This is a genomic window from Pseudomonas sp. FG13 (genome assembly GCF_057809755.1).
Window position 1 is genome coordinate 1 of record NZ_JBMDKO010000036.1, and the last position, 24,949, is coordinate 24,949.

The window sequence follows — 24,949 nt, forward strand, 5'->3', positions numbered from 1 at the left end:
TTACCGAGGCCGTTGATGTTGTCATTTCCGATCAGCGTGAGGTTTTCCAGGTTGGTGCCCAGCCCCCAGCTCACCGAAGAGCGCACCATGTCGATCTCGCCGGCCAGGGTGCTGTCTTCGCTGATCACGTCACCGACGTTGTCGACCACATAGGTGTCGTTGCCGGCGCCGCCGATCAGGGTGTCTTTACCGGCAAGACCATTCAGAACGTTACCCAGTGCATTACCTATCAGGGTATCGTCATTGGCCGAGCCCACAGCGTTTTCGATCTTGGCGCCATAGGCTATCGCCAGCCCTTCATTAAAGGCGGTATTGGTGTCTGTGTTCAGGAATGCCTGGCCGATCTTGCTGAACTGCCCCTCATTCAGATTGATGCGCACTGCCGACAGCTGATTACTGGCATCGATCGTGTCATTGCCACCGGCGTCCCAGATGGTCTCGAATACCGACTGGTCAACCGCCCAGCTATAGGTGTTGTTACCGGTCTGCCAAAGGGTATTGGCACCATAAAGACTCTGGATGGCGGCAATATCCAGCAGCATGGGGGTGGTCGGCTCATAAGAGTACGAGTTGTGGTAACTCATGACCGTATAACGGACATCATCGTACTGGGCAGCAAGCACCGTGGGGTTGCTAGGACCTGGGGTGAACGGATGCTTGAGACCCAGCGCGTGGCCAATTTCATGCACGAAAGTCAGATAATCGTAACTGCCCTGAACGGGGCTTGGGTCGCTCGTCGCCGGCCCGATCCAGACGTCACCGGCGCTGGCGCTCAGGCCGGGGAAATAACCCCAGGCGGCGGTGCCGTCGTCCATGTCCCCATAACCACCGAATCGCAAGTCGCCGACGTTGGTGGAAGACTCGCTCACCTGGGTGAACTTGATATCGGCCACTGAACTCCATTTGCCCAGGGCGCTGACAATGGCGCTTTGTTGCGCTGAAGACAGGACGTAGCCAGACGTGTATTCATTTACGTTGCTATAGGAGCGGGCGAAATATGAATCGGTGGTCATGAAACTGTATGTCAAGGCCGTGGAGAACGTGCCGTTGGTATCCATCCAGTAAGTGCCGTAGATCAGGCTGTCGACTTGGGCATTTCCGGTCAAACTTGCCGGCAGAGCAAATGTAAAACCAGCGGGACTTGGCATACGAACTTCCTGTGTGCAGATCTGCGGCCCTTCCTAGGATGCGGCCGCTACAAGTGATCATAGTGTTGGAAAATGGCGACATTGATATCACATTGCCACCACCCTATCAATTCTGACGCTATTTTTTTGGCGCAACAAGCCAGTCATTGGCCTTGCGAATATCCCCATCCCCCAACCTTCCGCTCCAGCGCTGCAGGACCAGCAAGCTGGTTACGAACCGATACTGGGACTGATAGAAGTCACGCCGTGCGCGAAACTCTTCCTTGATGCTGTCCAGTACGTCCACGGCATTCTTGACGCCATATCCGAAGGCCTTCTCCGTGGCCATCCGTGACTTTTCAGCGGACTCCAGCGCATGGCGCGTGGCCTTGATCCGGCTGAGTTCGGCCGACATCCCGAGATAGGCGGTGCGTGTCTCCTTGATCACCTGGCGCCGCAAAGCCTCCAGCTCTTGCTGGGCGGCTTCCTTATCGCTTTCGGACGTCGATACCCGAGCACTGGTGGATCCACCGCTGTAGAGCGGCACCTGCAAATCAAGGGATGCGACCAGGTTATCCGAGCGCGGCGTCACCGCCCCCTCATAACCGATATCGCTGCGTTGTGCCGTCAGGTTCAGGCCCAGACGGGGCAGATGGCCGGCCCTGGCCTCACCGATAGCCGCCTCGGCGGCACGGATACTGTGCTCGCGGGCGTGCAGCGCCGGGTTGCTCTCGAGTGCTGTCTGCACCCAATAGTCCGGGGTCTGCGCCGGCAGACTGAAAGCCGGATTGTCGCCGATGCGCTTGAAAGGCTCCTGGACATCGCGCCCCACCAATTCGGAAATGGCTTCCCGACTGACCTGGACCTTGTTGCCGGCTTCGATCTCATCCGCCTTGAGCGCATCCACTCGCGCCTCGAGGTCAAGGGTATCGGTCACCATCGCCATCTGCCGCGCATACAACGCATTGACGCGCTTGAGGTTGCGCTCGGTCGCATCCAGCTCGCTGCGCACCAGGGACAGCTCATCCTCCGCCGCGAGCACGGCGAAGTAGCGCTCGGACAGGTCGATGCTGGACTGTACCTGGGTGTCGTTGGATTCGTATTCGCTCTGTCGGGCCAGTTCTACATACTTCTGGTAACTGCGCCAGACCTGCGGGTCGTAGATCACCTGGCTGAGCGCCACGGCCATGCGCTTGCCGTTGTACTGGATACGGCTCAGGTCATCGTCACGCCGACCGCGATTGACGCTGCCGCTGGCGTTGAGCTGTGGCAGCAGTTGGCCAAGGGCCGCACGCTCGTTGCCCTCCCCGCTGTGGATCCGGGCTTGCGCCCGCAGAATACGCGGATCGGCACCCTGCGCCTCCTGATGGAGCTGCCACAGGTCTATGTAAGAATCGTCGGCAACCGCGCCAAGCGGCATGACGAGCAGGCATATCGCGATCAGAGACTTCATGTCAGTCCTCGATCAACGAACGGGCAAAGGCATTGCTCGCTGGTTGCATCAGATACTGCAACAGCGTCCGCTCACCGGTGTTGATCAGCACTTCGACCGGCATGCCCGGCACCAGAGTCAGGCCGCCCAACGCCTGACGTCCCTTGTCAGTCATGGCCACCCGGGCCAGGTAATACGGCGTGCCGGTATCCTTGTTGACCAGGCGATCAGCAGATACTTGCACCAGTTGTCCTTCGACGACCGGCGTAGCCCTGTTCTTGAACGCACTGAAACGAATGTTCGCCAACTTGCCCACTGCGATGCGATCGATATCCATTGGCGAAACCTGGGCTTCGACGATCAGCTCTTCGTTGGCCGGAACGATATCGAGCAGCGCCGTGCCTGGACTGACCACTGCCCCCAAGGTGTGGACGGTCATGCCCATCACCATTCCCGACTCGGGGGCGAGGATGTCGGTGCGCTGGTCACGATCCTGCAGTGTCGCCAGCCGTTCGCGCAGTTCGTACACTTTGGTTCGGGCATCCCCCAACAGACCGGCGACTTCGCTGGCGAAGGTCTTTTTCAGTTGGAGAATCTTCAGTGTCGCCTCGTCGATATTGACCCGCGCCTGGGCGATCTGGGACTGACTCTCGGCTATTTCAGTCTGCAGGCGAGAGAGACTGCGCTCCTGCTCGCGCAGGCGCTGCTTGTCCACGTAGCCTTCGGCAAGCAGCGCTCGCAAATCGACAATCTCGTCCTGGTAGGAGGCCGCCAGCATCTGCTTGCTGGCGATGATGGTCTTGAACCCGCGAATCTGTTCTTCGATTTGTCCGATGGTCTTTTCCTGCAGGCCGACTTCACCCTGCAACGAATTGCGTCGAGCCTGGAAGATCCGTGCTTCGCTGTCGCGAGCCTCACGCACTCGCGGATCAGCCGGGTCCAGGGTCGGCACCGCTACCGGTTCGGGCAGTGCGTCCCGCTCAGCCTCCAGTCGGGCCTGCAACTCGAGCGCGGCGATCAACTGGCTGCGCATGGCTTCCATTTCCGAGCGTGCCTGGGTGTTGTCAAGCACCAGCAACACATCGCCGCCGTTCACCCGGTCGCCGTCATGAACGCGCAGTTCGCGCACGATGCCGCCTTCAAGATGCTGTACGGTCTTGCGGTAGCTTTTGACCGTGACCACACCCGGCGCCAGTGCAGCACTGTCAAGTGGCGCCAGGCTGGCCCAGCCGCCGAACAGGCCGAAAGTCACCAACAACATGAGGTAACCGATGCGCCGTGCCGGTACATCATCGATCGGCAGCGCGGGCACGTGGGCGGATGAAAGCTGACTGTTCTGCATGAAAGGTTTTATCCGCTGCTTACGATTGAATCACGGTGGCCGGGGGAACTGCGGACGCAACGCCCTGCAATCGGGCCAGGACCTTGTCCCGTGGGCCGAACAGACTCAGTTCGCCCTGATTGAGTACCAGCAGTTTGTCCACCTGGGCCAGCACCCCGGAGCGATGGGTAATGACAAATACCGTGGCCCGACTCTGCCTGAGTTTGCGCAGGGCCTCGGCGAGCATTTTTTCGCCGGCGTCATCCAGGTTGGAGTTGGGTTCGTCGAGTACCACCAGGCGCGGTTCGCCGTACAAGGCACGGGCCAGGCCGACACGTTGACGCTGGCCGCCGGACAACCCGCCACCATTGGCACCGATCACGGTGTCGTAGCCCTCGGGCAATTGCAGCACCAGTTCATGAACGCCGGCCATGCGTGCGGCGGCGACCACCGCAGACGCGTTGGTCGGGCCGAAGCGCGAGATATTCTGGCTGATGGTGCCCTCGAACAGTTCGATGTCCTGGGGCAGATAACCGATGTACTGACCCAGTTCATCGCGACGCCATTGGCTGATGTCCGCATCGTCCAGGCGCACGGTGCCGGCCTGGCTTGGCCAGATCCCCAGCAGCGCCCGTGCCAGCGTTGACTTCCCGGCCCCGCTGGGGCCAATGATCCCGACCACTTCCCCCGCGGCCACCCGGAAATCCAGGCCGCGAATGATCGGCTTGCGCGCGTCGGGGGCTACGACCGACAACCCCTCGACACGAATCGCCCCCGCCGGCGCTGGCAACGGCATGCGTTCGGGCTCTGCGGCTACCTTGACCAGCAATTCGTGGAGCCGGGCATATTGCGAGCGCGCGCCGAGAAAGCCTTTCCACACGCCAATCAGTTGGTCGATGGGGGCCAAGGCGCGTCCCAGCAAAATGGAGCCGGCAATCATCAGCCCCGGCGAAATCTGGTGGGTGATGGTCAAATAAGCCCCCAGGCCCAGCACCAGGGACTGGACGATCTGGCGGAACGTCCTGGATACCGCCGCAACGGTCGCACCGCGATCACTGGCCAGGCTTTGCAGGACCAGGACCTCATGAACCCGTCGGCTCCAATGCTCACGCAGGCTTGCCAGCATGCCCATGGATTCGACCACTTCGGCATTGCGCAAGCTCTTGTTTATGAAGGCGGTAGCCGCCATCTGCTCGCGGTTGGCGGCCTGCAACGGTGAGCGCGTGAGTTTTTCGTTGACGAAGGCCAACGCCCCCAGCAACAACGCGCTCAATACCCCCATCCAACCGTACCAGGGATGGAACATGAACATGACGCCCAGGTAGATCGGAATCCAGGGCGCGTCGAAAAAAGCAAACAGGCCGTTACCGGTCAGGAACTGACGCAAGGCGCTCAGATCGCTCAACGGCTGGGCCGACGCGCTCATGCCACAGGTATTGAGCGCCTGTCTGAAACTGGCGTCGAACAGACGCCGGCCCAGCAACGACTCCAGGCGCGTACTGACTCGCACCATGATCCGCGAGCGCACCCACTCCAGGCCGCCCATCGTAGTCATCAACAGCAACATGATCAGGGTCAGCATCAACAGTGTGGACAGGCTGGCGCTGCCTACCGCGCGGTCATACACCTGCAGCATGTAGAACGATGGAACCAGCATCAGCAAATTGACGAAGAAACTGAAAAAACCAACGGAAAGAAAACTGCCCTTGCAGAGGGCAAGGGCACTTTCCAGCTCGGTCCTGGGGTGGGCTGACATGGTTCATTACCTGAGGTCGTTGGGCCGACCCGCAAAAATCGGATAAACGCTGGCGCATGAGCGCCCTGAGGAGTGTTGGCAGATACCTCTGAAGCGCCCGCGCGGTTTGAGCTGCCTGCGTTGTATCGACAGCGGCGCCTGGTTCTGAAGGGAGGGCGACTGTAATCCGCGCAGATAATCCGCCAAGAACGCAAGGCCTTCGCTGGCCAGATGATCTATACCTTCAGGACAACCAATAAGATCAAGGCAACAGCAGCAGAATGTCCGAACGAAACGATCATGACGGATTCACCTTCGCAAACGCCGCATCGAACGATCGGAGAACCTGCAGGACGCTGTTTCACGAGGCCAGTCACACGTAGAATGCCGCCCCCTTTTTTCAATGCCTGAAGTATCGATCATGAGCCGGATCACACGCGTGTTGAATGTTCGCCCCGAAGCGCTTTCCCGGCTTTGCCTGTTGCTGTCGCTGCTGCTCGTTCACACCGCCCACGGAGAGCCCAGGCCGATTGAACTGCACATCCTGGACGCTCCCCCGCTGACATTCGTCAACGACCCCAGGGGTTATGGCATCGTCGGGGATATCGCCGTGCAAGCCATGGCCAAGGCGGGATACGCGATGAAAATCCATGTATTGCCCTGGGCCAGGGCGCAAAAACATGTCAGCGAGGAGCGAGATCACTTGATCACGCCGCTGTCACGCATCCCCAGCCGTGAAGACCACTTCACCTGGATCGCCCCCATCATGCCGATGGAGCGGGCTTTCTTCAGCCTCGACCGACAAGTGCGCAATTTTGCCGAAGCCAAGGATACCTTTCAGAAGATCGGCGTCGGCCTGGGCAGTGCCCAGGAAGAGATCCTGCGCGTCCAGGGATTCAGGGATGATCAGATCTATCCGCTGACCATTGGCGACAACCCCGCCCAGATGCTCCTGATGGGGCGCATCGATGCCTGGTTCAACGGCGTTCCGGAAAGCCGTTACATCTGGCCGAAGGTGTCCAAGCGCAAACTGCTCATGAGCCCGGTCAACAGCCATGCCGACCTCTACCTGGCCTGTTCGAAGCTGTGTTCTCCCAAGATGGTGGAGGATTTGCGCGAGGCCGTTGAAATGCTGCGCAAGGACGGTACCATCGACCGCGTGCATGACCGTTATCTGTCGCAATGACCGACGATGAGGGTGGGCTGCGCTTATATCATTCCGAATGATAGTTACCTTTGCTTCATTCGATTCGTTCCCTCGCATCCCGCCACGCATTATCCGCCCATCTCAATACACTTGGCGGATGCTATCCATGGACCATTCACTTTCAAAACTACGTTTTCCCCTCGCACTGTTGGCGGTGCTGGTGATAAGCGCCTGTGGCAAGACACCTGACACGGCAGCGTCCATGCCGGCCGCCAAAGTCAGTGTGGCCAAGGTACTGGAACAGCCAGTCAACGAATGGGATGAGTTCACCGGACGCCTCGAAGCACCGGAAACCGTCGAAATTCGTCCACGGGTTTCCGGGCAGATCGACGAAGTCGCCTTCACCGAAGGTGCGCTGGTCAAGAAAGGCGACCTGCTGTTCCAGATCGACCCTCGCCCCTTCCAGGCTGAAGTGCGCCGTCTCGAAGCCCAACTGGCCCAGGCCCGCGCCACGGCCACCCGCAGCGAGAACGAAGCCCAGCGTGGCGAACGCCTGCGCCAGAGCAATGCCATTTCCGCCGAACTGGCGGATTCGCGTACCAGCGCCGCCCAGGAAGCCCGTGCCGCCGCCGCGGCGATCCAGGCACAACTGGACCTGGCCAAACTGAACCTGAGCTTCACCCGCGTCACGTCGCCCATCAATGGTCGCGTCAGCCGCGCGGAAATCACCGCCGGCAACCTGGTGACCGCCGACGTCACCGCGCTCACCAGTGTGGTTTCCACCGACAAGGTCTACGCCTACTTCGACGCCGACGAGCGTGTCTTCCTCAAATACACCCAACTCGCCCGCCAGGGCCAGCGCGGCCAGGCCACGCCGGTCTACATGGGCCTGTCCAACGAGGACGGCAACCCGCATCAGGGCCAGATGAACTTCATCGACAACCAGGTCAACCCGCAGACCGGCACCATCCGCGGCCGCGCCGTATTCGACAACAAGGACGGGGCCTACACCCCCGGCCTGTACGCCCGGCTGAAGCTGGTGGGCAGCGGCACCTACTCCGCCGTGCTGATCAACGATGAAGCCGTGGGCACCGACCTGGGCAAGAAATTCGTGCTGGTGATGGACGCCGACAACAAGCCTGCATATCGCCCCGTTGAGCTTGGACCGAAGATCGAAGGCCTGCGCATCGTGCGTAGCGGCCTGAGCAAGGACGACACCATCATCGTCAAGGGGCTGCAACGGGCTCGCCCAGGGGCACCGGTCACGCCTGAAGTCGTACCGATGGCCAGCGAACAAACCCTCGCCGCCCTGGCTCAACAACGCAAAGCGCTCGAAGCCAGCAACCTGCCCCAGGTCGCGCCGTCCAAGGCGACGTCCACAGCGGCGGGAAAACTGGCCGCTGCGACCCCACGCGGTTAAGGAACTGAACTCAAGATGAAATTTTCCCAGTTCTTCATTTCGCGGCCGATCTTCGCAGCGGTGCTTTCGCTGCTGATCCTGATCGCCGGCGCCATCTCGCTGTTCCAGTTGCCGATCAGCGAATACCCCGAAGTCGTTCCGCCTACGGTGGTCGTGCGGGCCAACTTCCCGGGCGCCAACCCCAAGGTCATCGGTGAAACCGTGGCCGCGCCCCTGGAACAGGCCATCACCGGCATCGAGAACATGCTGTACATGTCCTCGCAATCCACCGCTGACGGCAAGATCACCCTGACCATCACCTTTGCCCTGGGCACCGACCTGGACAACGCCCAGGTACAGGTGCAGAACCGCGTCACCCGGACCGAGCCCAAGCTCCCGGAAGAAGTGACCCGGATCGGCATCACGGTGGACAAGGCGTCGCCCGACCTGACCATGGTCGTGCACTTGACCTCGCCGGACAAACGCTACGACATGCTCTACCTGTCCAACTACGCCCTGCTCAACATCAAGGATGAGCTGGCGCGCCTGGGTGGCGTGGGTGATGTGCAACTGTTCGGTATGGGCGATTACTCCCTGCGGGTCTGGCTGGATCCGAACAAGACTGCTTCGCGCAACCTGACCGCCACCGACGTGGTCACCGCCATTCGCGAGCAGAACCGTCAGGTCGCGGCTGGTGCCCTGGGTGCGCCACCGGCGCCGAATGCCCAGGCGTTCCAGCTCTCGATCAATACCCAGGGTCGCCTGGTGAATGAGGAAGAGTTCGAGAACATCATCATCCGTTCCGGCGCCAACGGTGAAATCACCCGCCTGAAAGACATTGCCCGCGTGGAGCTGGGCTCCAGCCAGTACGCCCTGCGCTCGTTGCTCGACAACCAGCCGGCGGTGGCGATCCCGATCTTCCAGCGTCCAGGTTCCAACGCCATCCAGATCTCCAACGACGTCCATGCCAAGATGGACGAACTGAAGAAGAACTTCCCGGCGGGAATGGACTACAGCATCGTCTATGACCCGACGATCTTCGTGCGCGGCTCCATCGAGGCGGTGGTCCACACCCTGTTCGAAGCGCTGATCCTCGTGGTGCTGGTGGTGATCCTGTTCCTGCAGACCTGGCGTGCCTCGATCATCCCGCTGGTGGCCGTGCCGGTATCGTTGATCGGTACGTTCGCCGTGATGCACCTGTTCGGCTTCTCGTTGAACGCGCTTTCGCTCTTCGGGTTGGTATTGGCCATCGGTATCGTGGTGGACGACGCCATCGTCGTGGTGGAAAACGTCGAACGGAACATCGGCCTGGGCCTCACCCCGGTGGAAGCGACCAAGCGTGCCATGGGCGAAGTGACCGGCCCGATCATCGCCACTGCACTGGTGCTCTGCGCGGTCTTCATTCCGGCAGCATTCATCAGCGGCTTGACCGGGCAGTTCTATAAGCAGTTCGCCCTGACCATTGCCATTTCCACCGTGATCTCGGCGTTCAACTCCCTGACACTGTCGCCGGCCCTGGCCGCGGTACTGCTCAAGAGCCATGACGCACCCAAGGACCGTTTCTCCAAGTTCCTCGATGCATTGCTGGGCAGCTGGCTGTTCCGTCCGTTCAACCGCTTCTTCGACCGCGCCAGCCACAGCTACGTGGGCGCCGTAGGCCGCGTGATCCGCAGCAGCGGCATCGCCCTCTTCGTCTATGCAGGCCTGATGGTGTTGACGTTCTTCGGCTTCTCCAACACCCCGACCGGCTTCGTGCCCGGCCAGGACAAGCAATACCTGGTGGCCTTCGCCCAACTGCCGGATGCCGCGAGCCTGGACCGTACCGAAGACGTGATCAAGCGCATGTCCGACCTGGCGCTCAAGCAACCGGGCGTCCAGAGCGCGGTGGCGTTCCCTGGACTGTCGATCAACGGCTTCACCAACAGTCCGAACGCCGGCATCGTGTTCGTGACCCTCAAGCCGTTTGATGAACGCAAGGACCCGAGCCAGTCGGCCGGCGCCATCGCCGGCGCCTTGAACGGCCAGTTCGCGGGCATCCAGGAAGCCTACATGGCGATCTTCCCGCCGCCGCCCGTACAGGGCCTGGGCACAATCGGTGGTTTCCGCCTGCAGATCGAAGACCGGGGCAACCTGGGCTACGACGAGCTGTACAAGGAAACCATGAACATCATCACCAAGAGCCGCAGCGTGCCGGAACTGGCCGGGCTGTTCACCAGCTACACCGTGAACGTGCCCCAGGTCGATGCCGCCATCGACCGGGAAAAAGCCAAGACCCACGGCGTGGCCGTCAGCGACATCTTCGACACCCTGCAGATCTACCTGGGTTCGCTGTATGCCAACGACTTCAACCGCTTCGGCCGTACCTACCAGGTCAACGTCCAGGCCGAGCAGCAATTCCGCCTCGAATCGGACCAGATCGGCCAGCTCAAGGTGCGCAACAACCGTGGCGAGATGATCCCGCTGGCGACCTTCATCAAGGTCAGCGACTCCTCGGGACCAGACCGCGTGATGCACTACAACGGTTTCATTACCGCTGAAATCAACGGTGCCGCCGCACCGGGCTACAGCTCCGGCCAGGCCGAGAAAGCCATCGAGAAACTGCTCAAGGACGAATTGCCCAACGGCATGACCTACGAGTGGACCGACCTGACGTACCAGCAGATCCTGTCGGGCAACACCGCGCTGTTCGTGTTCCCGCTCTGCGTACTGCTGGCGTTCCTGGTACTCGCGGCACAGTACGAAAGCTGGAGCCTGCCGCTGGCAGTGATCCTGATCGTACCGATGACCCTGCTGTCCGCCATTACCGGGGTAATCCTGTCCGGTGGCGACAACAACATCTTTACTCAGATCGGCCTGATCGTACTGGTGGGGCTTGCCTGCAAGAACGCGATTCTGATCGTCGAGTTCGCCAAGGATAAACAGCTCGAGGGCATGAACCCATTGGCAGCGGTCCTGGAAGCCTGCCGCCTGCGTCTGCGGCCAATCCTGATGACCTCCGTGGCCTTCATCATGGGCGTGGTGCCCCTGGTGTTCTCCAGCGGTGCCGGTGCGGAAATGCGCCACGCCATGGGTGTCGCGGTGTTCTCGGGGATGCTGGGCGTGACCTTCTTCGGTCTGCTGCTCACCCCTGTGTTCTATGTACTGATCCGTAACTTCGTCGAGCGCAGCGAGGCCCGCAAGTCGGCCCGGGCTTTGAAACTGGAGACGCAACAATGAGCTTGGCAACAATGAGCTTGAAAGTGTTCGTGCCGAGCTTGCTGGTCCTGGCCCTGGGCGCCTGCGCCGTGGGGCCGGACTACAAGGCACCGCAAACCGAGGCGGCGAATATCACCACCGCCACCGACGGCGCCGCCGGCCAGAAGAACTTCGACCGGGCCCGTTTCGAAGGCGTCTGGTGGCAGCAGTTCGATGACCCGACCCTCAATGCGTTGGTGACCCGTTCCCTGGAAGGCAACCGCGAGTTACGCGTCGCCTTCGCCCGTCTGCGGGCGGCGCGAGCCATTCGCGACGACGCCAGCAATGACGCCATGCCGACCATCACCAGTCGCGCCAGCAGCAACCTGGGCAAAGGCCAGATTCCGGGACAGACCACCGACCGGGTCAATACCGAGCGCTACGACCTGGGCCTGGACATGGCCTGGGAAGTGGATCTGTTCGGGCGCATCCAGCGCAACCTGGAAGCCACCGACGCCGACCAGCAGGCGGCCGAGGCCGATCTCTACCAACTGCAGGTGACCATGATCGCCGAGCTGGTGGATGCCTACGGTCAACTGCGCGGCGCCCAACTGCGGGAAAAAATCGCCCTGGCGAACCTCCAGAACCAACAGGCGTCGCGCAAGATCACCGAAAGCCTGCGCGATGCCGGCGTAGGCGATCAGTTGGATGTGGTCCGTGCCGACGCCCGCCTGGCCTCCGTAGAAGCCAGCGTGCCGCAGTTGCAGGCCGAGCAGGTGCGTCAGCGCAACCGCATCGCCACCCTGCTGGGTGAACGTCCGGACAAACTGAGCGTGGACCTGAGTCCCAAGGACCTGCCGGCCATTGCCAAGGCCTTGCCGATCGGCGACCCGGGGCAGTTGCTGCAACGTCGGCCGGATATTCTCAGCGCCGAACGTCAGTTGGCCGCGGCCACCGCACGCATTGGCGTGGCCAAGGCCGACCTGTTTCCACGGGTCAGCCTCAGCGGCTTCCTTGGTTTCACCGCAGGGCGTGGTTCGCAGATCGGCTCGTCGGCGGCCAACGCCTGGGCGCTGGGCCCGAGCATTACCTGGGCAGCCTTTGACCTGGGCAGCGTGCGGGCTCGCCTGCGCGGCGCCAACGCCGAGGCCGATGGCGCCCTGGCAACTTACGAACAGCAGGTGTTGCTGGCACTGGAAGAGTCGGAGAACGCCTTCAGCGATTACGGCAAACGCCAGCAACGGCTGATCTCGCTGATCCGCCAGAGCGAATCCAGCCGCGCCGCTGCCGACCTGGCCGAAATCCGCTACCGCGAAGGTACCGTGGACTTCCTCGTGCTGCTCGACGCCCAGCGCGAGCGCCTCGCCGCCGAAGACACCCAGGCCCAGGCTGAAGTTGACCTGTACCGCGGCATCGTCGCGATCTACAAGGCCCTGGGCGGTGGCTGGCAGCCGGAAACCGTCGCCAGTAACTGATCGACCTTTGCACAGAGCCCCTTTGGTTGACCGCAATCAACCAAGTCCTTGCCCCGCTCCACCCTGGACGCGGGGCTTTTTTTATCTCACCCGCAGTGCCTCTGTGGGAGCGAGCCTGCTCGCGATAGCTCTCTGTCAGCCAGCACCCATGTTGACTGACACACCGCCATCGCGAGCAGGCTCGCTCCCACAAGGGTTTTGCTGATACCTATCACAAGGTTTGACTCAGCCCCCCACCTGACCGAAGCTTGCGACATTTCAAGTTTCCCGGTCATGGATTACCTGCATGCCTTCGTCTCGTCGCTATCTTCTGCTCAGCCTTGGGGTCGTCCTGATGATCGGACTGGTTGGGTTGTGGCGGCACAGCAACACCCCGCAAATCCCCGAAGCGATCAAGCGCGGCTACAGTGAAGCCCTGGCTCAGGCACGTAACGGGCTCCCCGGCGCGGCGAGGATGCTCTATCAGCAACTCGGGCGTCCGGACCTCTCACCCAAGCGTCGCGTGTGGCTGCACGCCGAACTGCCCAACTACCCGAGTCCCCAGGCCTTGAAACTGGCGGACGCGGACCTGCACAGCGAATCGGCGGATGTACGTCGGGCGGCCATCGGCAGCATTGTCGGACTGGTGCCGACGGCGCAACGCAGCCTGCTGCTGGGACCGCTGCTCGATGATGACGACTCCAGCGTGCGATTTGCCGCCGTGAACGCCCTGCTGGGCCTGTCGCCGGATGAACTGGGCTTGTACTTCGGCGCCATGCAACTGGCCATCGACACCTGGGAACAGCAACTTCAAGATGGCCCGCAAACCACCGACGCCTTCTATCAACTCGCCCGCCTGCACCTGCACAACGCCGAGTTGAAAAAGGCCCAGCAAGCCCTGGAACAAGCCCTGCGCCTGAAGCCGGACAACCTGCCAGCAGTGGTCATGCAGATCGAAGTACTCGACAAACAGGGCCAGGGCGAAGCCGCACGACAATTACTCGCAAGACAGTTGCAAACCCAGCCGCAGTCAGCTTACCTGCAACATGCGCTGGGCATGTGGTTGTTGCAACATGGCCAGAGCGAATACGCGGTGCTCGGCTTGGCAAAAGCCGTGGAACTGGAGCCCGACAATCGCTATTACCGTTATGACCTGGCCACCACCCTGCATGCCGAGCAGGAGCTGGAAGCCGCGCAGAAACAGTTGCAGGAAATTGTTCAGCGCTACCCCGCCGACCGCAAAGCCCGGGTGTTGCTGATCAACTACTGGAAGGAAACCGGTCAGTTGCAGAATGTGCAGATCCTGCTGGCGAAACTGGAACAGCTGAACCCGGACGATCCGGTGTTGCAGCAAGGCTTGTAGAAGGCCTCGTCCACACCGCAAGTTGTACAACTTCACCAGTTATGTAGCAGGAAGCGGAACCGCCATCACCGCCAAAGGTCAAGTATTCAGACACTCAACCTGCTTTACTTCCTTAGCCATGAGGGGGCTATTTTTGTCTACATTGAACGAGTTGATCGACGCCAAAGCCGCCACCGGTATCGAAGGACTGGACAATATCCTCTCCGGTGGCCTGTCCCGCGGCCATGTGTTCCTGTTGGAAGGGGAACCCGGCACCGGCAAGACCACAGTCGCGTTGCATTTCCTGTTGGCCGGCGCCCAGGCCGGCGAACGCTCGTTGTACATCACGCTGTCGGAAACCGAGCGTGAATTGCGCCAAGGCGCGACGTCCCACGGGTGGACCCTGGACGAAAACATTCACATCTTCGAACTGACGCCGCCGGAAAGCCTGCTCAATGCCGAGCATCAGCAAAGCCTGCTGTATTCTTCGGACCTGGAGCTAGGGGAAGCGACCCGGCAGATCTTCGAGGTGGTCGAACAGGTCAAGCCGACCCGGGTCGTACTCGACAGCCTGTCGGAGATCCGTCTGCTGGCGCAGAGCTCCCTGCGCTATCGCCGGCAGATCCTGGCGATCAAGCACTACTTCGTGCGCTACGACGCCACCGTCCTGCTGCTCGATGACCTGACCACCGAATCCTTGGACAAGACCGTGCACAGCGTCGCCCACGGGGTGATTCGCCTCGAAGAGTTGACCCCCAATTATGGCGCCGAACGGCGACGGATCCGGGTGGTCAAGTATCGCGGGCAAAAATACCGTGGCGGCTTCCACGACTTCACCATTATGGGGGACGGTCTTCACGTCTTCCCGCGCCTGGTGGCGGCCGAGCATCGCGGGCAGTACCTGCGTCAACAGCTGTCCAGCGGCATCGCGGAAATGGACGCCCTGCTGGGTGGCGGTATCGAGACCGGTTCAAGCACCTTGATCCTGGGGCCGGCAGGTACCGGGAAGTCGCTGATTTCGATGATTTTCGCTGCAGCGGCCGTGCAACGGGGCGAAAAGGCTGCCCTGTTCATTTTTGACGAAGAGCTGGGCCTGCTGTTCGAACGTATGAACAATATCGGCATCGATCTGAAGGCGCTGCAAGAAACCGGCAACCTGTTGATCGAACAGGTAGACGCCGCCGAATTGTCTCCCGGTGAGTTCTCCCACCGGGTACGCCGCTGCGTCGATGAAGGTGACATCAAGACCGTCGTCATCGACAGCATCAACGGCTACCAGGCCGCCATGCCGGAAGAAAACGCTCTGGTGCTGCACATGCATGAGCTGTTGCTCTACCTCAATCGCAAGGGAGCGGCCACCTTCATGACCGTCGCGCAACATGGCCTGGTAGGCGATATGCAGGCGCCGGTGGACATTACTTATCTGGCCGATACCGTGATTCTATTGCGGTATTTCGAGGCGCTGGGCAAGGTCCGCCGAGCGATTTCCATCATCAAGAAACGCACCGGCAGCCACGAATCGACGATCCGCGAATACCGCATCAGCGGGCAAGGCATGACGATCGGCGAGCCGCTGGAGGCATTCCAGGGTGTATTGCGCGGGGTACCGACCTATATGGGAGCGGACCATCCACTGCTCAGGGATGAGCTCCAGTGATGTTGGTCGAGCCCCTGTCGGAGCGGGCACTGATCCTCGCGCCGCTGGGACGGGACAGCCAGATTGCCATGATGATCCTCAATGAGGCCGGGTTCACCGGCCTCATCTGTCGCCATCTGGGGGAACTGTGTGAGGAACTCGAGCATGGCGCCGGCCTGTTGGTCATCTCGTCGGAAGCCTTGGTGGGTCCCGACCTGGAAACGTTGTTCCAACAGATTGAACAACAGCCTGCCTGGTCCGACCTGCCCATCGTCCTGCTGACCCATCATGGTGGCCCGGAACAGAACCCGGCGGCACGCATTGGCATGCAGCTGGGCAACGTAACGTTCCTGGAGCGTCCTTTTCATCCAGTGACCCTGGTCAGCCTGGTCACCACCGCCTTGCGCGGTCGACGAAGGCAATACGAGGCCCGGGAACGCCTGATCGATCTCAGCAAGAGCGAGCTGCGCCTGCAGAATACCCTTGAAACCCTTGAACAACAGGTAGAAGAGCGCACCGCTCAATTGCGCCACAATGAAGAAGCCTTGCGCCAATCACAGAAAATGGAAGCGGTGGGCCAGCTGACTGGCGGTATCGCCCACGACTTCAACAACATGCTGACCGGGATCATCGGCAGCCTCGAACTGTTGCGCAGACGCCTGGCACGGGGCCGCACCGAAGACCTGGACAGCCTGATCGACCTGGGCGTGACCTCGGCCAACCGCGCAGCCGGCCTGACCCATCGCTTGCTGGCTTTCTCCCGGCGCCAGTCCCTGGACTCCAAGGCCGTGCAGATGAACACCCTGGTGCTGTCCATGGGGGAGCTGTTGCAGCGCAGCCTCAATGAGAGCATCCGGCTGGACATGCAACTGGAAGACCAGCTCTGGATCGCCGAGGCCGATCCCAACCAACTGGAAAGTGCCCTGCTCAACCTGGTCCTCAACGCGCGGGATGCCATGCCGGAAGGCGGAATGCTGGTGGTGCGCACGTTCAACACACATCTGGATGCCGGTTTCACCGACGCGTACACCAACCTGGAGCCCGGCGACTATGTGGTGCTGAGTGTGCAGGACAGTGGGTGTGGCATGCCCGAATCTGTCGTCAATCGCGCATTCGATCCATTTTTCACCACCAAGCCCATCGGCCAGGGCACTGGGCTGGGCCTGTCGATGATCTATGGATTCAGCAAGCAATCCCGTGGCCACGTGGCAATCGACAGTGATGTCGGCAAAGGCACCACCGTCAATCTTTATCTGCCACGCTTCCTGGGCGAGGCAATCCCCGAATCATTGGCCGACCCCCAGCACGCGGCTCCTGCGCAGGCCGGCGAGACCGTGCTGATCGTCGAAGACGATCCGGCAGTCCGGGTGCTGGTCAGCTCGGTACTGGGCGAACTGGGCTATGCGTTCCTCGAAGCCGGTGACGCCAACGGTGCGTTGCCGATTCTCGAATCAGGCCAGCGCATCGATCTGTTGATCAGCGACGTGGGATTACCAGGCATGAACGGCCGGCAACTGGCGGAAGTCGGCCGGCAGATCCGCCCGGACTTGCGGGTGCTGTTCATCACCGGCTACGCCGAGCATGCGGCGGTACGCGGGGGCTTCCTTGACCAGGGCATGCAGATGATCACGAAACCGTTCACCTTTGACCTGTTGACGGCCAAGGTCCGGGAAATGATCGGGGCTTGAGTCGAATCCCATGTGGGAGCCAGCCTGCTCGCGAATGCGGTATGTCTGCCTCAGAGACGTTGAATGCGCCATCGTCATCGCGAGCAGGCTCGCTCCCACAGGGTTTTGTGGCGTACACGAAGCTGCATACGCCGCAGGACCCGGTGTGGGAGAGAGCCGGCTCGCGATAGCGGTATGTCTACCGCAAGAAATGTTGAATGTGCCGCCGTCATCGCGAGCAGGCTCGCTCCCACAAGGGCCGGGGTGAACTCAACAGCGTCAGGACAACATCGAGCGCATGATGCCCTGCAACTCGTCCAGGTCGAACGGCTTGTCCAGGATCGGCGCCTGGCGGGTGATGGGGCTGTCGGTGTCGCGCACTTCCTGGGCGTAACCGCTGATGAAGATCACCTTCAGCTCAGGACGCAGCTTGACCGCGGGTTCGGCGATCTGCACCCCGGAAATACCGCCCGGCAGTCGGAAGTCGGTGATCATCATGTCCAGGTGGGGCTTGCTTGCCAGGATTTCGAAGGCCTTATCACCATTTTCGGCCTGCAGCACCCTGTACCCCACCCCTGACAGGTAGGCGGACAATACCATCATGATTGACGGATCATCCTCGACGACCAGTACAACATCTTGCGCATCTTCACTCATGGGAAGCCTTCGTTCGATCAATAGCTGCTGATACGACCGTAGGGTCATTCAGAGGTTGCGTCAATGCGACGTTTTTTGGAAGGACGGAGAGCTGCAAGGGCAAGCAAACACGGAATAACGCACCTTCGTTGATGCGGCTATTGACCATGATGGTCCCTCCATGGGCGGTGACGATCTGCTCGGAAATGAACAAGCCCAACCCCAAGCCGGAGGCGACCGCCTTGGAGGTCACCCGCTCGAACTGCTGGAAGATGCGTTTCTGGTTCTCCTCGCTGATACCGATGCCGCGGTCCTGGACCTCGATACAGGCGTGCTCGGGCGTCTTGTAGACGCGCACATCGATCGGGCTCTTGCCCCCATAGCGCAATGCGTTGGTCAGCAGGTTCGACACCACTTGCTCGATCCGAAACTCATCCCAGAGCCCTTCAACCGAAGGCTCGGCGGTGTAATTCAACGCGCATTCGGCAGCCACGATCTGCGGTTGGAAATTGCGCAAGAGGTTTTCCACCAAGGCTGAGAGGTTGAAACGGGTCGGTCGGATGGACAACTTGCCGGTACGAATGCGTGATACATCCAGCATGTCCTCGATCAGTCGGATCAGGCTCTTGATCTGCCGCTCGTCGCGCTCGACCATAGCCTTGACCTTGTCCAGGCTGAACGCGGCGGCGTTGTCCCGAGCCAGATGCATCTTGCGCAGTTGTGTCTCGAGAATCAGGCCGTTGAGGGGCGTGCGCACCTCATGGGCGACGATCGACATGAAGTCGTCACGCATACGCACCGCCTGCTCCAGTTCGCTGCGGGTGGCCTGCAACTGCTGAAGCAGCACTTCCTGTTCCCGGCGACTCTGCTCCAGGGCGACGACCTGTTCCTTCACCGCCCTCTTCTGGCGATGGAGTTCCACGAACACATTGACCTTGCTCTTGACCGCATGGGTGTCCAGTGGCTTGTGCAGAAAGTCCACCGCACCGTTTTCATAGCCGGTAAAGGCATAGTTGCGTTCCCGGCCGGCGGCGCTGACAAAAATGATCGGAATGCTACGGGTCTTCTCCGTGCCCCGCATCAGCTCGGCCAGCTCGAAGCCGTTCATGTCCGGCATCTGTACGTCGATGATGGCCAGGGCAAAGTCATGTTGCAGCAGCAGGGACAACGCCTGGTCGGCCGACTGAGCCTTGTAGACCTTGCGGTCGTCCCCCTTGATCAGGGCTTCCAGCGCCAACAGATTCTCCGGCAGATCATCGACGATCAGCAGTTTGGCTTGAATATCTCTTGGCATGTGGTTCATTCCAGCCCGGCCAACAATTGGCCGATGCCTTGTAAAGTGAGGATATGGTCGGGCTCGTGCAGGGCCAGCGCGGCTTCCGGCATGGTCGAGACCTGAGCTTCGGCGGGGTCTTGGACGACGGTGATTCCGCCCAGTTCCTTGACCCTGGCCAGGCCCCGGGCGCCATCGTCATTGGCCCCGGTCAGCACGATCGCCAGCAGGTTCGAGCCATAGACGTCGGCGGCCGATTCGAACAGGACGTCGATGGACGGCCGGGAATGGTGCACCGGCTCCTCCAGGCTCAACGACAGGCTGCGATCGGCCTCGACCGACAAATGGTAGCCAGGTGCGGCGACATACAGGGTGCCGGCTTGAATATCCTGTTTGTCCCGCGCCTCTTCCACCGGTATCGCCAGGCGATGACCAAGGACTTGTGCCAACTGGCTGTGGCGCTCGTTGGGCAGATGCAGCACCACCAGGACAGGCAAACGGAAGCCCTTGCGCAGTTGCCCGAACAGCCTGAGCAGCGCCTCCACGCCACCAGCGGATACACCAACGGCGATAGCTTCTATTGCGGGTCCGGGTCTGTCCGTTGTCTGGTTCATAGCTTGCGATAGATCCGTTCCTGTTTGACCAACGGCTCGAATTGCTTGCCGAACACCGAGAAGTCCAGCGTCTCCTTGCTGCCCAGCACAAGAAAACCACGGTGACACAGGGACTCATGAAACAGTCCAAACGCGCGATCTTGCAGTTTTTTGTTGAAATATATCAATACATTACGACAAGAAATTAATTGAGTCTCTGAAAAGACGCTGTCCGTCGCCAGGCTGTGATCGGCAAAGGTCACATTCTCACGCAGGGTCTTGTCGAACATCGCATAATCGTAGGCGGCGGTGTAGTAATCAGCAAACGAGCGTCGTCCTCCGGCCTGCTGATAGTTCTGGGTATAGGCCCTCACGTTCTCCAGGGAAAAAATGCCCTGCTTGGCCTTCTCCAACGATCTGGGGTTGATGTCGGTCGCATAGATGAGCGTGCGGTCCAACAGCCCCTCTTCACGCAGCAGAATCGCCATGGAATAGACCTCCTCCCCTGTGCTGCAGCCCGCAATCCAGATTTTGAGCGACGGGTAGGTCTTGAGCAGCGGCACCACTTCCTGGCGAATTGCCAGGAAGTGCGAGGGGTCGCGGAACATCTCGCTGACGGGAATCGTCAGCAACTGCAGCAACTGCATGAACATGCCCGGATCGTGCAGCACACGCTCCTGGAGTGCCGAGATGGTTCGGCACTCGAACTGGCTCAGCGCATGGAGGACCCGGCGCTTGATGGAGGCGCCGGAGTAATCCCTGAAGTCGTAGCTGTATTTGAGGTAGATCGCCTCGATCAACAAACGCAGTTCAATGTCGGTGTCTCTTTCCACTAAATTCTTTCCATATTCGGCAACCACACGCGAATCAGCGAAAACAGGCGATCGAGGTCAATCGGTTTGGCCAGGTAGTCGTTGGAGCCGGCGGCGATGCAACGCTCCTGATCATCCTTCATGGCCTTGGCCGTCACGGCGATGATAGGCAACTTGCGCCAGCGCGGGTCCTTGCGGATTCGCGCAGTGGCTTCGAAACCGTCCATTTCCGGCATCATCACGTCCATCAGCACCAGATCGATGTCTTCCACCTCATTGAGGCGTTCGATCGCTTCGTAGCCATTACGGCCGATGACCACGACCGCCCCTTTTGCCTCCAGGGCACTGGTCAGTGCAAAGATGTTGCGCACATCGTCGTCCACCAGCAGCACCTTGCGGCCTTCGAACACTTTGTCCCGGCTGCGGGCTGTCTGGAGCATCCGCTGCCGTTCATGGGACAACCGGGATTCGACTTTGTGCAAAAAGAGTGTCACCTCGTCCAGCAGACGTTCTGGCGAGCGGGCGCCCTTGATGATGATCGAGCGCGAATACTTGCGCAGCTCGGCCTCTTCGTCGCGGGTCAGGTTGCGTCCGGTGTAGACAATCACTGGCGGGAATGAGCAGATCTCTTCGGTGGACATGCGCTTGAGCAGATCATTGCCCAGCATATCCGGCAGTTTCAGATCGATGACCATGCAATCGTAGACGTTGGTCCGCAGCAGATCCAAAGCCTGCTGGGCCAGGCCGACGGCGGTGATCTCGATGTCCTCGTCGCCGATCAGGCGGGTAATGCTGTCGCGCTGCAGGTCGTCGTCCTCCACCAGCAACACTCGCTTGACCTTCTGGGTCAGCTTCGCTTCCAGGCGGGCGAATACATCCTTGAGCTCTTCGCGGGTGGTCGGTTTGACCGCATAGCCGATGGCGCCCATGTGCATCGCGGCTTCGACGCGGTCTTCGACAGAAATCACGTGCACCGGGATATGCCGGGTCTCGGCCCGTTCCTTGAGCCGTTGCAACACCGTCAGCCCGGAATGATCAGGCAGGCGCATGTCCAGCAGGATGGCGTCGGGGCCCAGCTGCGAGGCCAGGTCAAAGCCTTCGTCGGCGCCGTGGGCTACCAGGCATTGGTAACCCAGTTCATGGGCGAGGTCGAAAAGGATCCGGGCGAACTTGGGCTCGTCTTCGATCACCAGGATGCAACGGCCGTCGAACGGCGCCTTGTCCCGGTCATCGGCGAAGCGGGCAATGGGAAGGTCCACCTGGGCAACCAAGGGTGCCGGTGTAGCGGCCGGCACATCGGTGATGGAGGCCGGCACAGTGGCCGTTGGCGTGAAGGTCCGCGGCTCCACCGGTGTATCCCCAGGCTCGACATAACGCTCAGGCAACACCAGGGTGAACACACTGCCCTGCCCCGGCGCGCTGGACACGGAGATCGAGCCGCCCAGCAACGCCGCCAGGTCCCGGGAGATCGACAGCCCCAGGCCAGTACCGCCGTAACGGCGATTGGTGGTGCCATCAGCCTGGCGGAATGCCTCGAAGATGCTCTGCTGCTGATCGGGGGAAATACCGATGCCCGAATCCCGCACCATGAAGGCGATGCCTGAACCCGGCTGGCCGGCCACGGACAGGCTCACGGTGCCTTGCTCGGTGAACTTCACTGCGTTGGACAACAGGTTCTTGAGTACCTGTTCCAGACGCTGGCGGTCGGTGTACAGCATCGCTGGCGCGTCGGGCAGCACCTGGACGTCGAAGCCCAGGCCCTTGTCGGCCGCCAGCGGCTTGAACATGTCGCGCAGACCTTCCACCAGGCGCGACACGCCCGTGTTTTCCGGACGCACCTCCAGCTTGCCGGCCTCGACCTTGGAAATGTCGAGGATGTCGTTGATCAGGTTGAGCAGGTCATTGCCGGCGGAGTAGATCGATTCGGCAAACTTGACCTGCTCCTCGCTCAGATTATTCTGCGGATTCTCCGCCAACAACTTGGACAGGATCAGCGAACTGTTGAGCGGCGTGCGCAGTTCGTGGGACATGTTGGCGAGGAACTCGGACTTGTACTTGCTCGAACGCTGCAACTCTTCAGCGCGTTCCTGCAGCTGGAGCTGGGCCAGGTTCAGCTCGTTGTTCTTCTGGTCCATGGCGTCGCGTTGCTCGGCCAGTTGCTCGTTGGTCTGCTCCAGTTCCTGCTGCTGGGCCTCCAGGTGGACCTGGGACTCCTTGAGAATGCGCGACTGCTCCTCTAGCTCTTCGTTGGCGGTCTTGAGCTCTTCCTGCTGGACCTGCAGTTCTTCGTTCAATTGCTGGGTTTCCGCCAGTACCTCCTGCAAGCGCTGCCGGTAGCGGGCGGCTTCGATGGAGGTGCCGACATTACCTGCAATCAGTTCCAGCAACTCGATGTCACGCTCGGTCAACGGCCGCAGGAAGCCCAGTTCGATGACGCCGTTGATCCGGTCGTCATCGCTGGTCGGCACCACCACCACGCTGTTGGGCAAGCCCTGCCCCAGCCCCGAACTGACTTTCAGGTAATCGTCGGGTACAGGGTCCAGACGAATAAGACGCCCCTGCTGCACGGCCTGGCCGACGATGCCTTCACCGGCAACAATCATTTGGTGCTGTTCGTCCTCCTCCCGGGAAAGACCGTAGGTGGCCACCCGCTTGAGCACACCGTTTTCCTCCCGCGCGTACAGCGCGGCAACGACGGTGTCGAGGTACTTGGCGCAGAACTGCAGGATATTGCGCCCCAACAGGTTCAGGGTCAGTTGCCCCAGCACCTGCTCGGCCAATTGGGTCTGGCCATTGCGCAGCCAGGCCTGTTTCTCCAGGTGCAAGGCACTCTCTTGCTGTATCCGCAGGCTGGCGCCGTAACTGTTGGACAGGCTCAACAGATCTCGTCGTCCGACATAGGCCAGCAATCCGCTGACGGCGGCAACGAACAGCAAATAGAGGGTAATGCTCCAGACCGTGGTGGAGCGCACCTCTTCGTTGCGCGTCGTACGCAATTGCTGCTCGGTGTCGACGATGTCTTCAAAGGTCTTGCGGATTTCATCCGTCAGGCGCTTGCCGCGCCCGGCCTTCACCGCTCCCCGATAATCGCCGCTGCTGCGTTGCAGGTCGATCATGCTCTGGGCGTAATTGGCCCACTCCGTCTGGAGCGCTTGCACCTTGCGCAAGCGTTCGGTCTGGATGGGGTTGTCGGCTGTCAATTCCAGCAATGTCTCAAGCGCGACGGCAATACGCGGCCTGGCGATCTCATAGGGGTCGAGGAAGTGCTCGTCCCCACTCAGGAGATAACCGCGCATGCCGGTCTCCAGGTCCACGCTCAGCTTGATGGCTTCATTGGCATTACTGATCACCCGATCGCTGTGCCCGACCCACTGGATCACCGACAGCAGATAAGTGATCAGCACAATGAAAAACACCGCGCTGAGGGCGCCTATGCCCAGCGGCAGGCTGATATTACGGCTCAGGAGTTTGCGAAAGCTTTGCTCGTCAACCGAAGACGAAGGAGTCATGGAAAAGGCCTTGGCGAACAGTTGAAAACCATGGAGTTTGCCCGAAAGACACGGACTGGATCCACATTTCTGACAAAGTCAAAGGCACAATTCCCACAACGGCCAATCCCGTAGCAAGGAAGCGACTATCCTTGTCAGCTCTTGTACTATAGATCCTTTCTTGTACAGGCTCGGGAACTTGTGTCGCCTCGCTACTTACTCATGCATGAGGCCCTTTTCGCCCTTCCCGATTTTTTCTTCTGAGAATAATGACTATGTCCACCCCCGCCCCTGTCACCGCCACCACCGTTCTGGTAGTCGAAGACGACGACATCGTCCGGATGTTGATCGTTGATGTCCTGGAAGAACTGGAATACAGGGTGCTCGAGGCGGACGGTTGTGAGCAGGCGCTGGACTACCTGCGCAACCTGGATCAGCCGATCGAGCTGATGATGACGGACATAGGCCTGCCGGTGATGGACGGCCGCGAGCTGGCCAAGCAGGCCCGCCTGGTACGGCCTGGGCTGCCGGTCCTGTTCGCCAGCGGCTATGCCGAAAGCGTCGACGTGCCGGAAAGCATGGCGGTGATCGGCAAGCCTTTTTCCATTGATCAGCTACGCGACAAGGTCAGAAGCATTCTTTCTTGAGCCCAAGCGGATTCTTGGTCACTATCGGCGCCCCACGCGCCGACCGCGCCTGATCCCTCCCAAGGA

The 24,949-nt window shown here is 60.7% G+C and carries 17 protein-coding genes; 8 read left to right on the forward strand and 9 right to left on the reverse strand.

Translation table 11 applies throughout. The features are described 5' to 3' along the window. The 4 genes from ACODTO_RS22420 to ACODTO_RS22435 form a co-directional block, all read right to left on the reverse strand. On the reverse strand, nt 1-1,148 hold a 1,148-nt coding region (locus ACODTO_RS22420), incomplete at its 3' end, for a M10 family metallopeptidase (protein WP_489107062.1). A 118-nt stretch (nt 1,149-1,266) separates the two neighbouring features. Next, nucleotides 1,267-2,580, reverse strand: a complete 1,314-nt coding sequence (locus ACODTO_RS22425; protein ID WP_489107063.1) for a TolC family outer membrane protein — start codon at nt 2,578-2,580, stop codon at nt 1,267-1,269. 1 nt (nt 2,581) lies between these two features. Then, nucleotides 2,582-3,901 (reverse strand): HlyD family type I secretion periplasmic adaptor subunit, encoded by a 1,320-nt coding sequence (locus ACODTO_RS22430; protein WP_489107064.1) that lies wholly within the window; start codon nt 3,899-3,901, stop codon nt 2,582-2,584. A 19-nt stretch (nt 3,902-3,920) separates the two neighbouring features. After that, entirely contained in the window at nt 3,921-5,636 is a 1,716-nt protein-coding gene (locus ACODTO_RS22435) for a type I secretion system permease/ATPase (protein ID WP_489107065.1), read from the reverse strand. Between the two features lie 400 nt (nt 5,637-6,036). Here ACODTO_RS22435 and ACODTO_RS22440 point away from each other — a divergent pair, with 400 nt between their 5' ends. The 7 genes from ACODTO_RS22440 to ACODTO_RS22470 all read left to right on the forward strand — a co-directional run bounded on the left by ACODTO_RS22440 (nt 6,037) and on the right by ACODTO_RS22470 (nt 17,455). Continuing rightward, on the forward strand, nt 6,037-6,801 hold the full coding sequence (locus ACODTO_RS22440; RefSeq protein ID WP_257225641.1) for a substrate-binding periplasmic protein: 765 nt from the start codon (nt 6,037-6,039) through the stop codon (nt 6,799-6,801). A 127-nt stretch (nt 6,802-6,928) separates the two neighbouring features. Beyond that, nucleotides 6,929-8,182 carry a multidrug efflux RND transporter periplasmic adaptor subunit MexE gene (mexE, locus tag ACODTO_RS22445; RefSeq protein ID WP_047703215.1) on the forward strand — a complete coding sequence of 418 codons (1,254 nt, stop codon included), beginning with the start codon at nt 6,929-6,931 and terminating at the stop codon, nt 8,180-8,182. Nucleotides 8,183-8,197: 15 nt separating this feature from the next. Then, nucleotides 8,198-11,377, forward strand: a complete 3,180-nt coding sequence (locus tag ACODTO_RS22450) for an efflux RND transporter permease subunit (RefSeq protein ID WP_139645532.1) — start codon at nt 8,198-8,200, stop codon at nt 11,375-11,377. Between the two features lie 11 nt (nt 11,378-11,388). After that, nucleotides 11,389-12,810: an efflux transporter outer membrane subunit gene (locus ACODTO_RS22455; RefSeq protein WP_041023237.1), complete on the forward strand. Its 1,422-nt coding sequence runs from the start codon at nt 11,389-11,391 to the stop codon at nt 12,808-12,810. Between the two features lie 286 nt (nt 12,811-13,096). Continuing rightward, on the forward strand, nt 13,097-14,152 hold the full coding sequence (locus ACODTO_RS22460) for a tetratricopeptide repeat protein (RefSeq protein ID WP_489107066.1): 1,056 nt from the start codon (nt 13,097-13,099) through the stop codon (nt 14,150-14,152). 133 nt (nt 14,153-14,285) lie between these two features. Beyond that, complete coding sequence (locus tag ACODTO_RS22465) at nt 14,286-15,788, forward strand: ATPase domain-containing protein (RefSeq protein WP_489107067.1); 1,503 nt, start codon at nt 14,286-14,288, stop codon at nt 15,786-15,788. Then, nucleotides 15,788-17,455, forward strand: coding sequence for a response regulator (locus ACODTO_RS22470; RefSeq protein ID WP_489107068.1), 1,668 nt, complete (start codon nt 15,788-15,790; stop codon nt 17,453-17,455). Before ACODTO_RS22465 ends, ACODTO_RS22470 begins: the two co-directional genes overlap by 1 nt. 258 nt (nt 17,456-17,713) lie before the next feature. Here ACODTO_RS22470 and ACODTO_RS22475 read toward each other — a convergent pair whose 3' ends face one another. Genes ACODTO_RS22475 through ACODTO_RS22495 form a run of 5 tightly spaced genes read right to left on the reverse strand, consistent with a single transcriptional unit; the run spans nt 17,714 to nt 24,257 of the window. Then, entirely contained in the window at nt 17,714-18,091 is a 378-nt protein-coding gene (locus ACODTO_RS22475; protein ID WP_175362643.1) for a response regulator, read from the reverse strand. Continuing rightward, entirely contained in the window at nt 18,084-19,364 is a 1,281-nt protein-coding gene (locus ACODTO_RS22480; RefSeq protein ID WP_489107069.1) for a hybrid sensor histidine kinase/response regulator, read from the reverse strand. Before ACODTO_RS22480 ends, ACODTO_RS22475 begins: the two co-directional genes overlap by 8 nt. Before the next feature lie 5 nt (nt 19,365-19,369). Then, nucleotides 19,370-19,957 carry a chemotaxis protein CheB gene (locus ACODTO_RS22485; protein WP_175362642.1) on the reverse strand — a complete coding sequence of 196 codons (588 nt, stop codon included), beginning with the start codon at nt 19,955-19,957 and terminating at the stop codon, nt 19,370-19,372. Beyond that, a complete protein-coding gene (locus tag ACODTO_RS22490; RefSeq protein WP_139645706.1) occupies nt 19,954-20,769 on the reverse strand; it encodes a CheR family methyltransferase in 816 nt (271 codons plus the stop codon). The genes ACODTO_RS22485 and ACODTO_RS22490 overlap by 4 nt, the downstream gene beginning before the upstream one ends. After that, nucleotides 20,769-24,257: a response regulator gene (locus ACODTO_RS22495; RefSeq protein ID WP_139645518.1), complete on the reverse strand. Its 3,489-nt coding sequence runs from the start codon at nt 24,255-24,257 to the stop codon at nt 20,769-20,771. The genes ACODTO_RS22490 and ACODTO_RS22495 overlap by 1 nt, the downstream gene beginning before the upstream one ends. A gap of 254 nt (nt 24,258-24,511) precedes the next feature. Here ACODTO_RS22495 and ACODTO_RS22500 point away from each other — a divergent pair, with 254 nt between their 5' ends. Next, nucleotides 24,512-24,883 (forward strand): response regulator, encoded by a 372-nt coding sequence (locus tag ACODTO_RS22500; protein ID WP_464708777.1) that lies wholly within the window; start codon nt 24,512-24,514, stop codon nt 24,881-24,883. Nucleotides 24,884-24,949: the final 66 nt, after the last annotated feature.

What these genes read in the sequence shown, in the direction of transcription:
- ACODTO_RS22425 (WP_489107063.1), bottom strand. Translation starts at nt 2,580, where the DNA reads ATGAAGTCTCTGATCGCGATATGCCTGCTCGTCATGCCGCTTGGCGCG.
- ACODTO_RS22430 (WP_489107064.1), bottom strand. Translation starts at nt 3,901, where the DNA reads ATGCAGAACAGTCAGCTTTCATCCGCCCACGTGCCCGCGCTGCCGATC.
- ACODTO_RS22435 (WP_489107065.1), bottom strand. Translation starts at nt 5,636, where the DNA reads ATGTCAGCCCACCCCAGGACCGAGCTGGAAAGTGCCCTTGCCCTCTGC.
- ACODTO_RS22440 (WP_257225641.1), top strand. Translation starts at nt 6,037, where the DNA reads ATGAGCCGGATCACACGCGTGTTGAATGTTCGCCCCGAAGCGCTTTCC.
- mexE (WP_047703215.1), top strand. Translation starts at nt 6,929, where the DNA reads ATGGACCATTCACTTTCAAAACTACGTTTTCCCCTCGCACTGTTGGCG.
- ACODTO_RS22450 (WP_139645532.1), top strand. Translation starts at nt 8,198, where the DNA reads ATGAAATTTTCCCAGTTCTTCATTTCGCGGCCGATCTTCGCAGCGGTG.
- ACODTO_RS22455 (WP_041023237.1), top strand. Translation starts at nt 11,389, where the DNA reads ATGAGCTTGAAAGTGTTCGTGCCGAGCTTGCTGGTCCTGGCCCTGGGC.
- ACODTO_RS22460 (WP_489107066.1), top strand. Translation starts at nt 13,097, where the DNA reads ATGCCTTCGTCTCGTCGCTATCTTCTGCTCAGCCTTGGGGTCGTCCTG.
- ACODTO_RS22470 (WP_489107068.1), top strand. Translation starts at nt 15,788, where the DNA reads ATGTTGGTCGAGCCCCTGTCGGAGCGGGCACTGATCCTCGCGCCGCTG.
- ACODTO_RS22475 (WP_175362643.1), bottom strand. Translation starts at nt 18,091, where the DNA reads ATGAGTGAAGATGCGCAAGATGTTGTACTGGTCGTCGAGGATGATCCG.
- ACODTO_RS22480 (WP_489107069.1), bottom strand. Translation starts at nt 19,364, where the DNA reads ATGCCAAGAGATATTCAAGCCAAACTGCTGATCGTCGATGATCTGCCG.
- ACODTO_RS22485 (WP_175362642.1), bottom strand. Translation starts at nt 19,957, where the DNA reads ATGAACCAGACAACGGACAGACCCGGACCCGCAATAGAAGCTATCGCC.
- ACODTO_RS22495 (WP_139645518.1), bottom strand. Translation starts at nt 24,257, where the DNA reads ATGACTCCTTCGTCTTCGGTTGACGAGCAAAGCTTTCGCAAACTCCTG.
- ACODTO_RS22500 (WP_464708777.1), top strand. Translation starts at nt 24,512, where the DNA reads ATGTCCACCCCCGCCCCTGTCACCGCCACCACCGTTCTGGTAGTCGAA.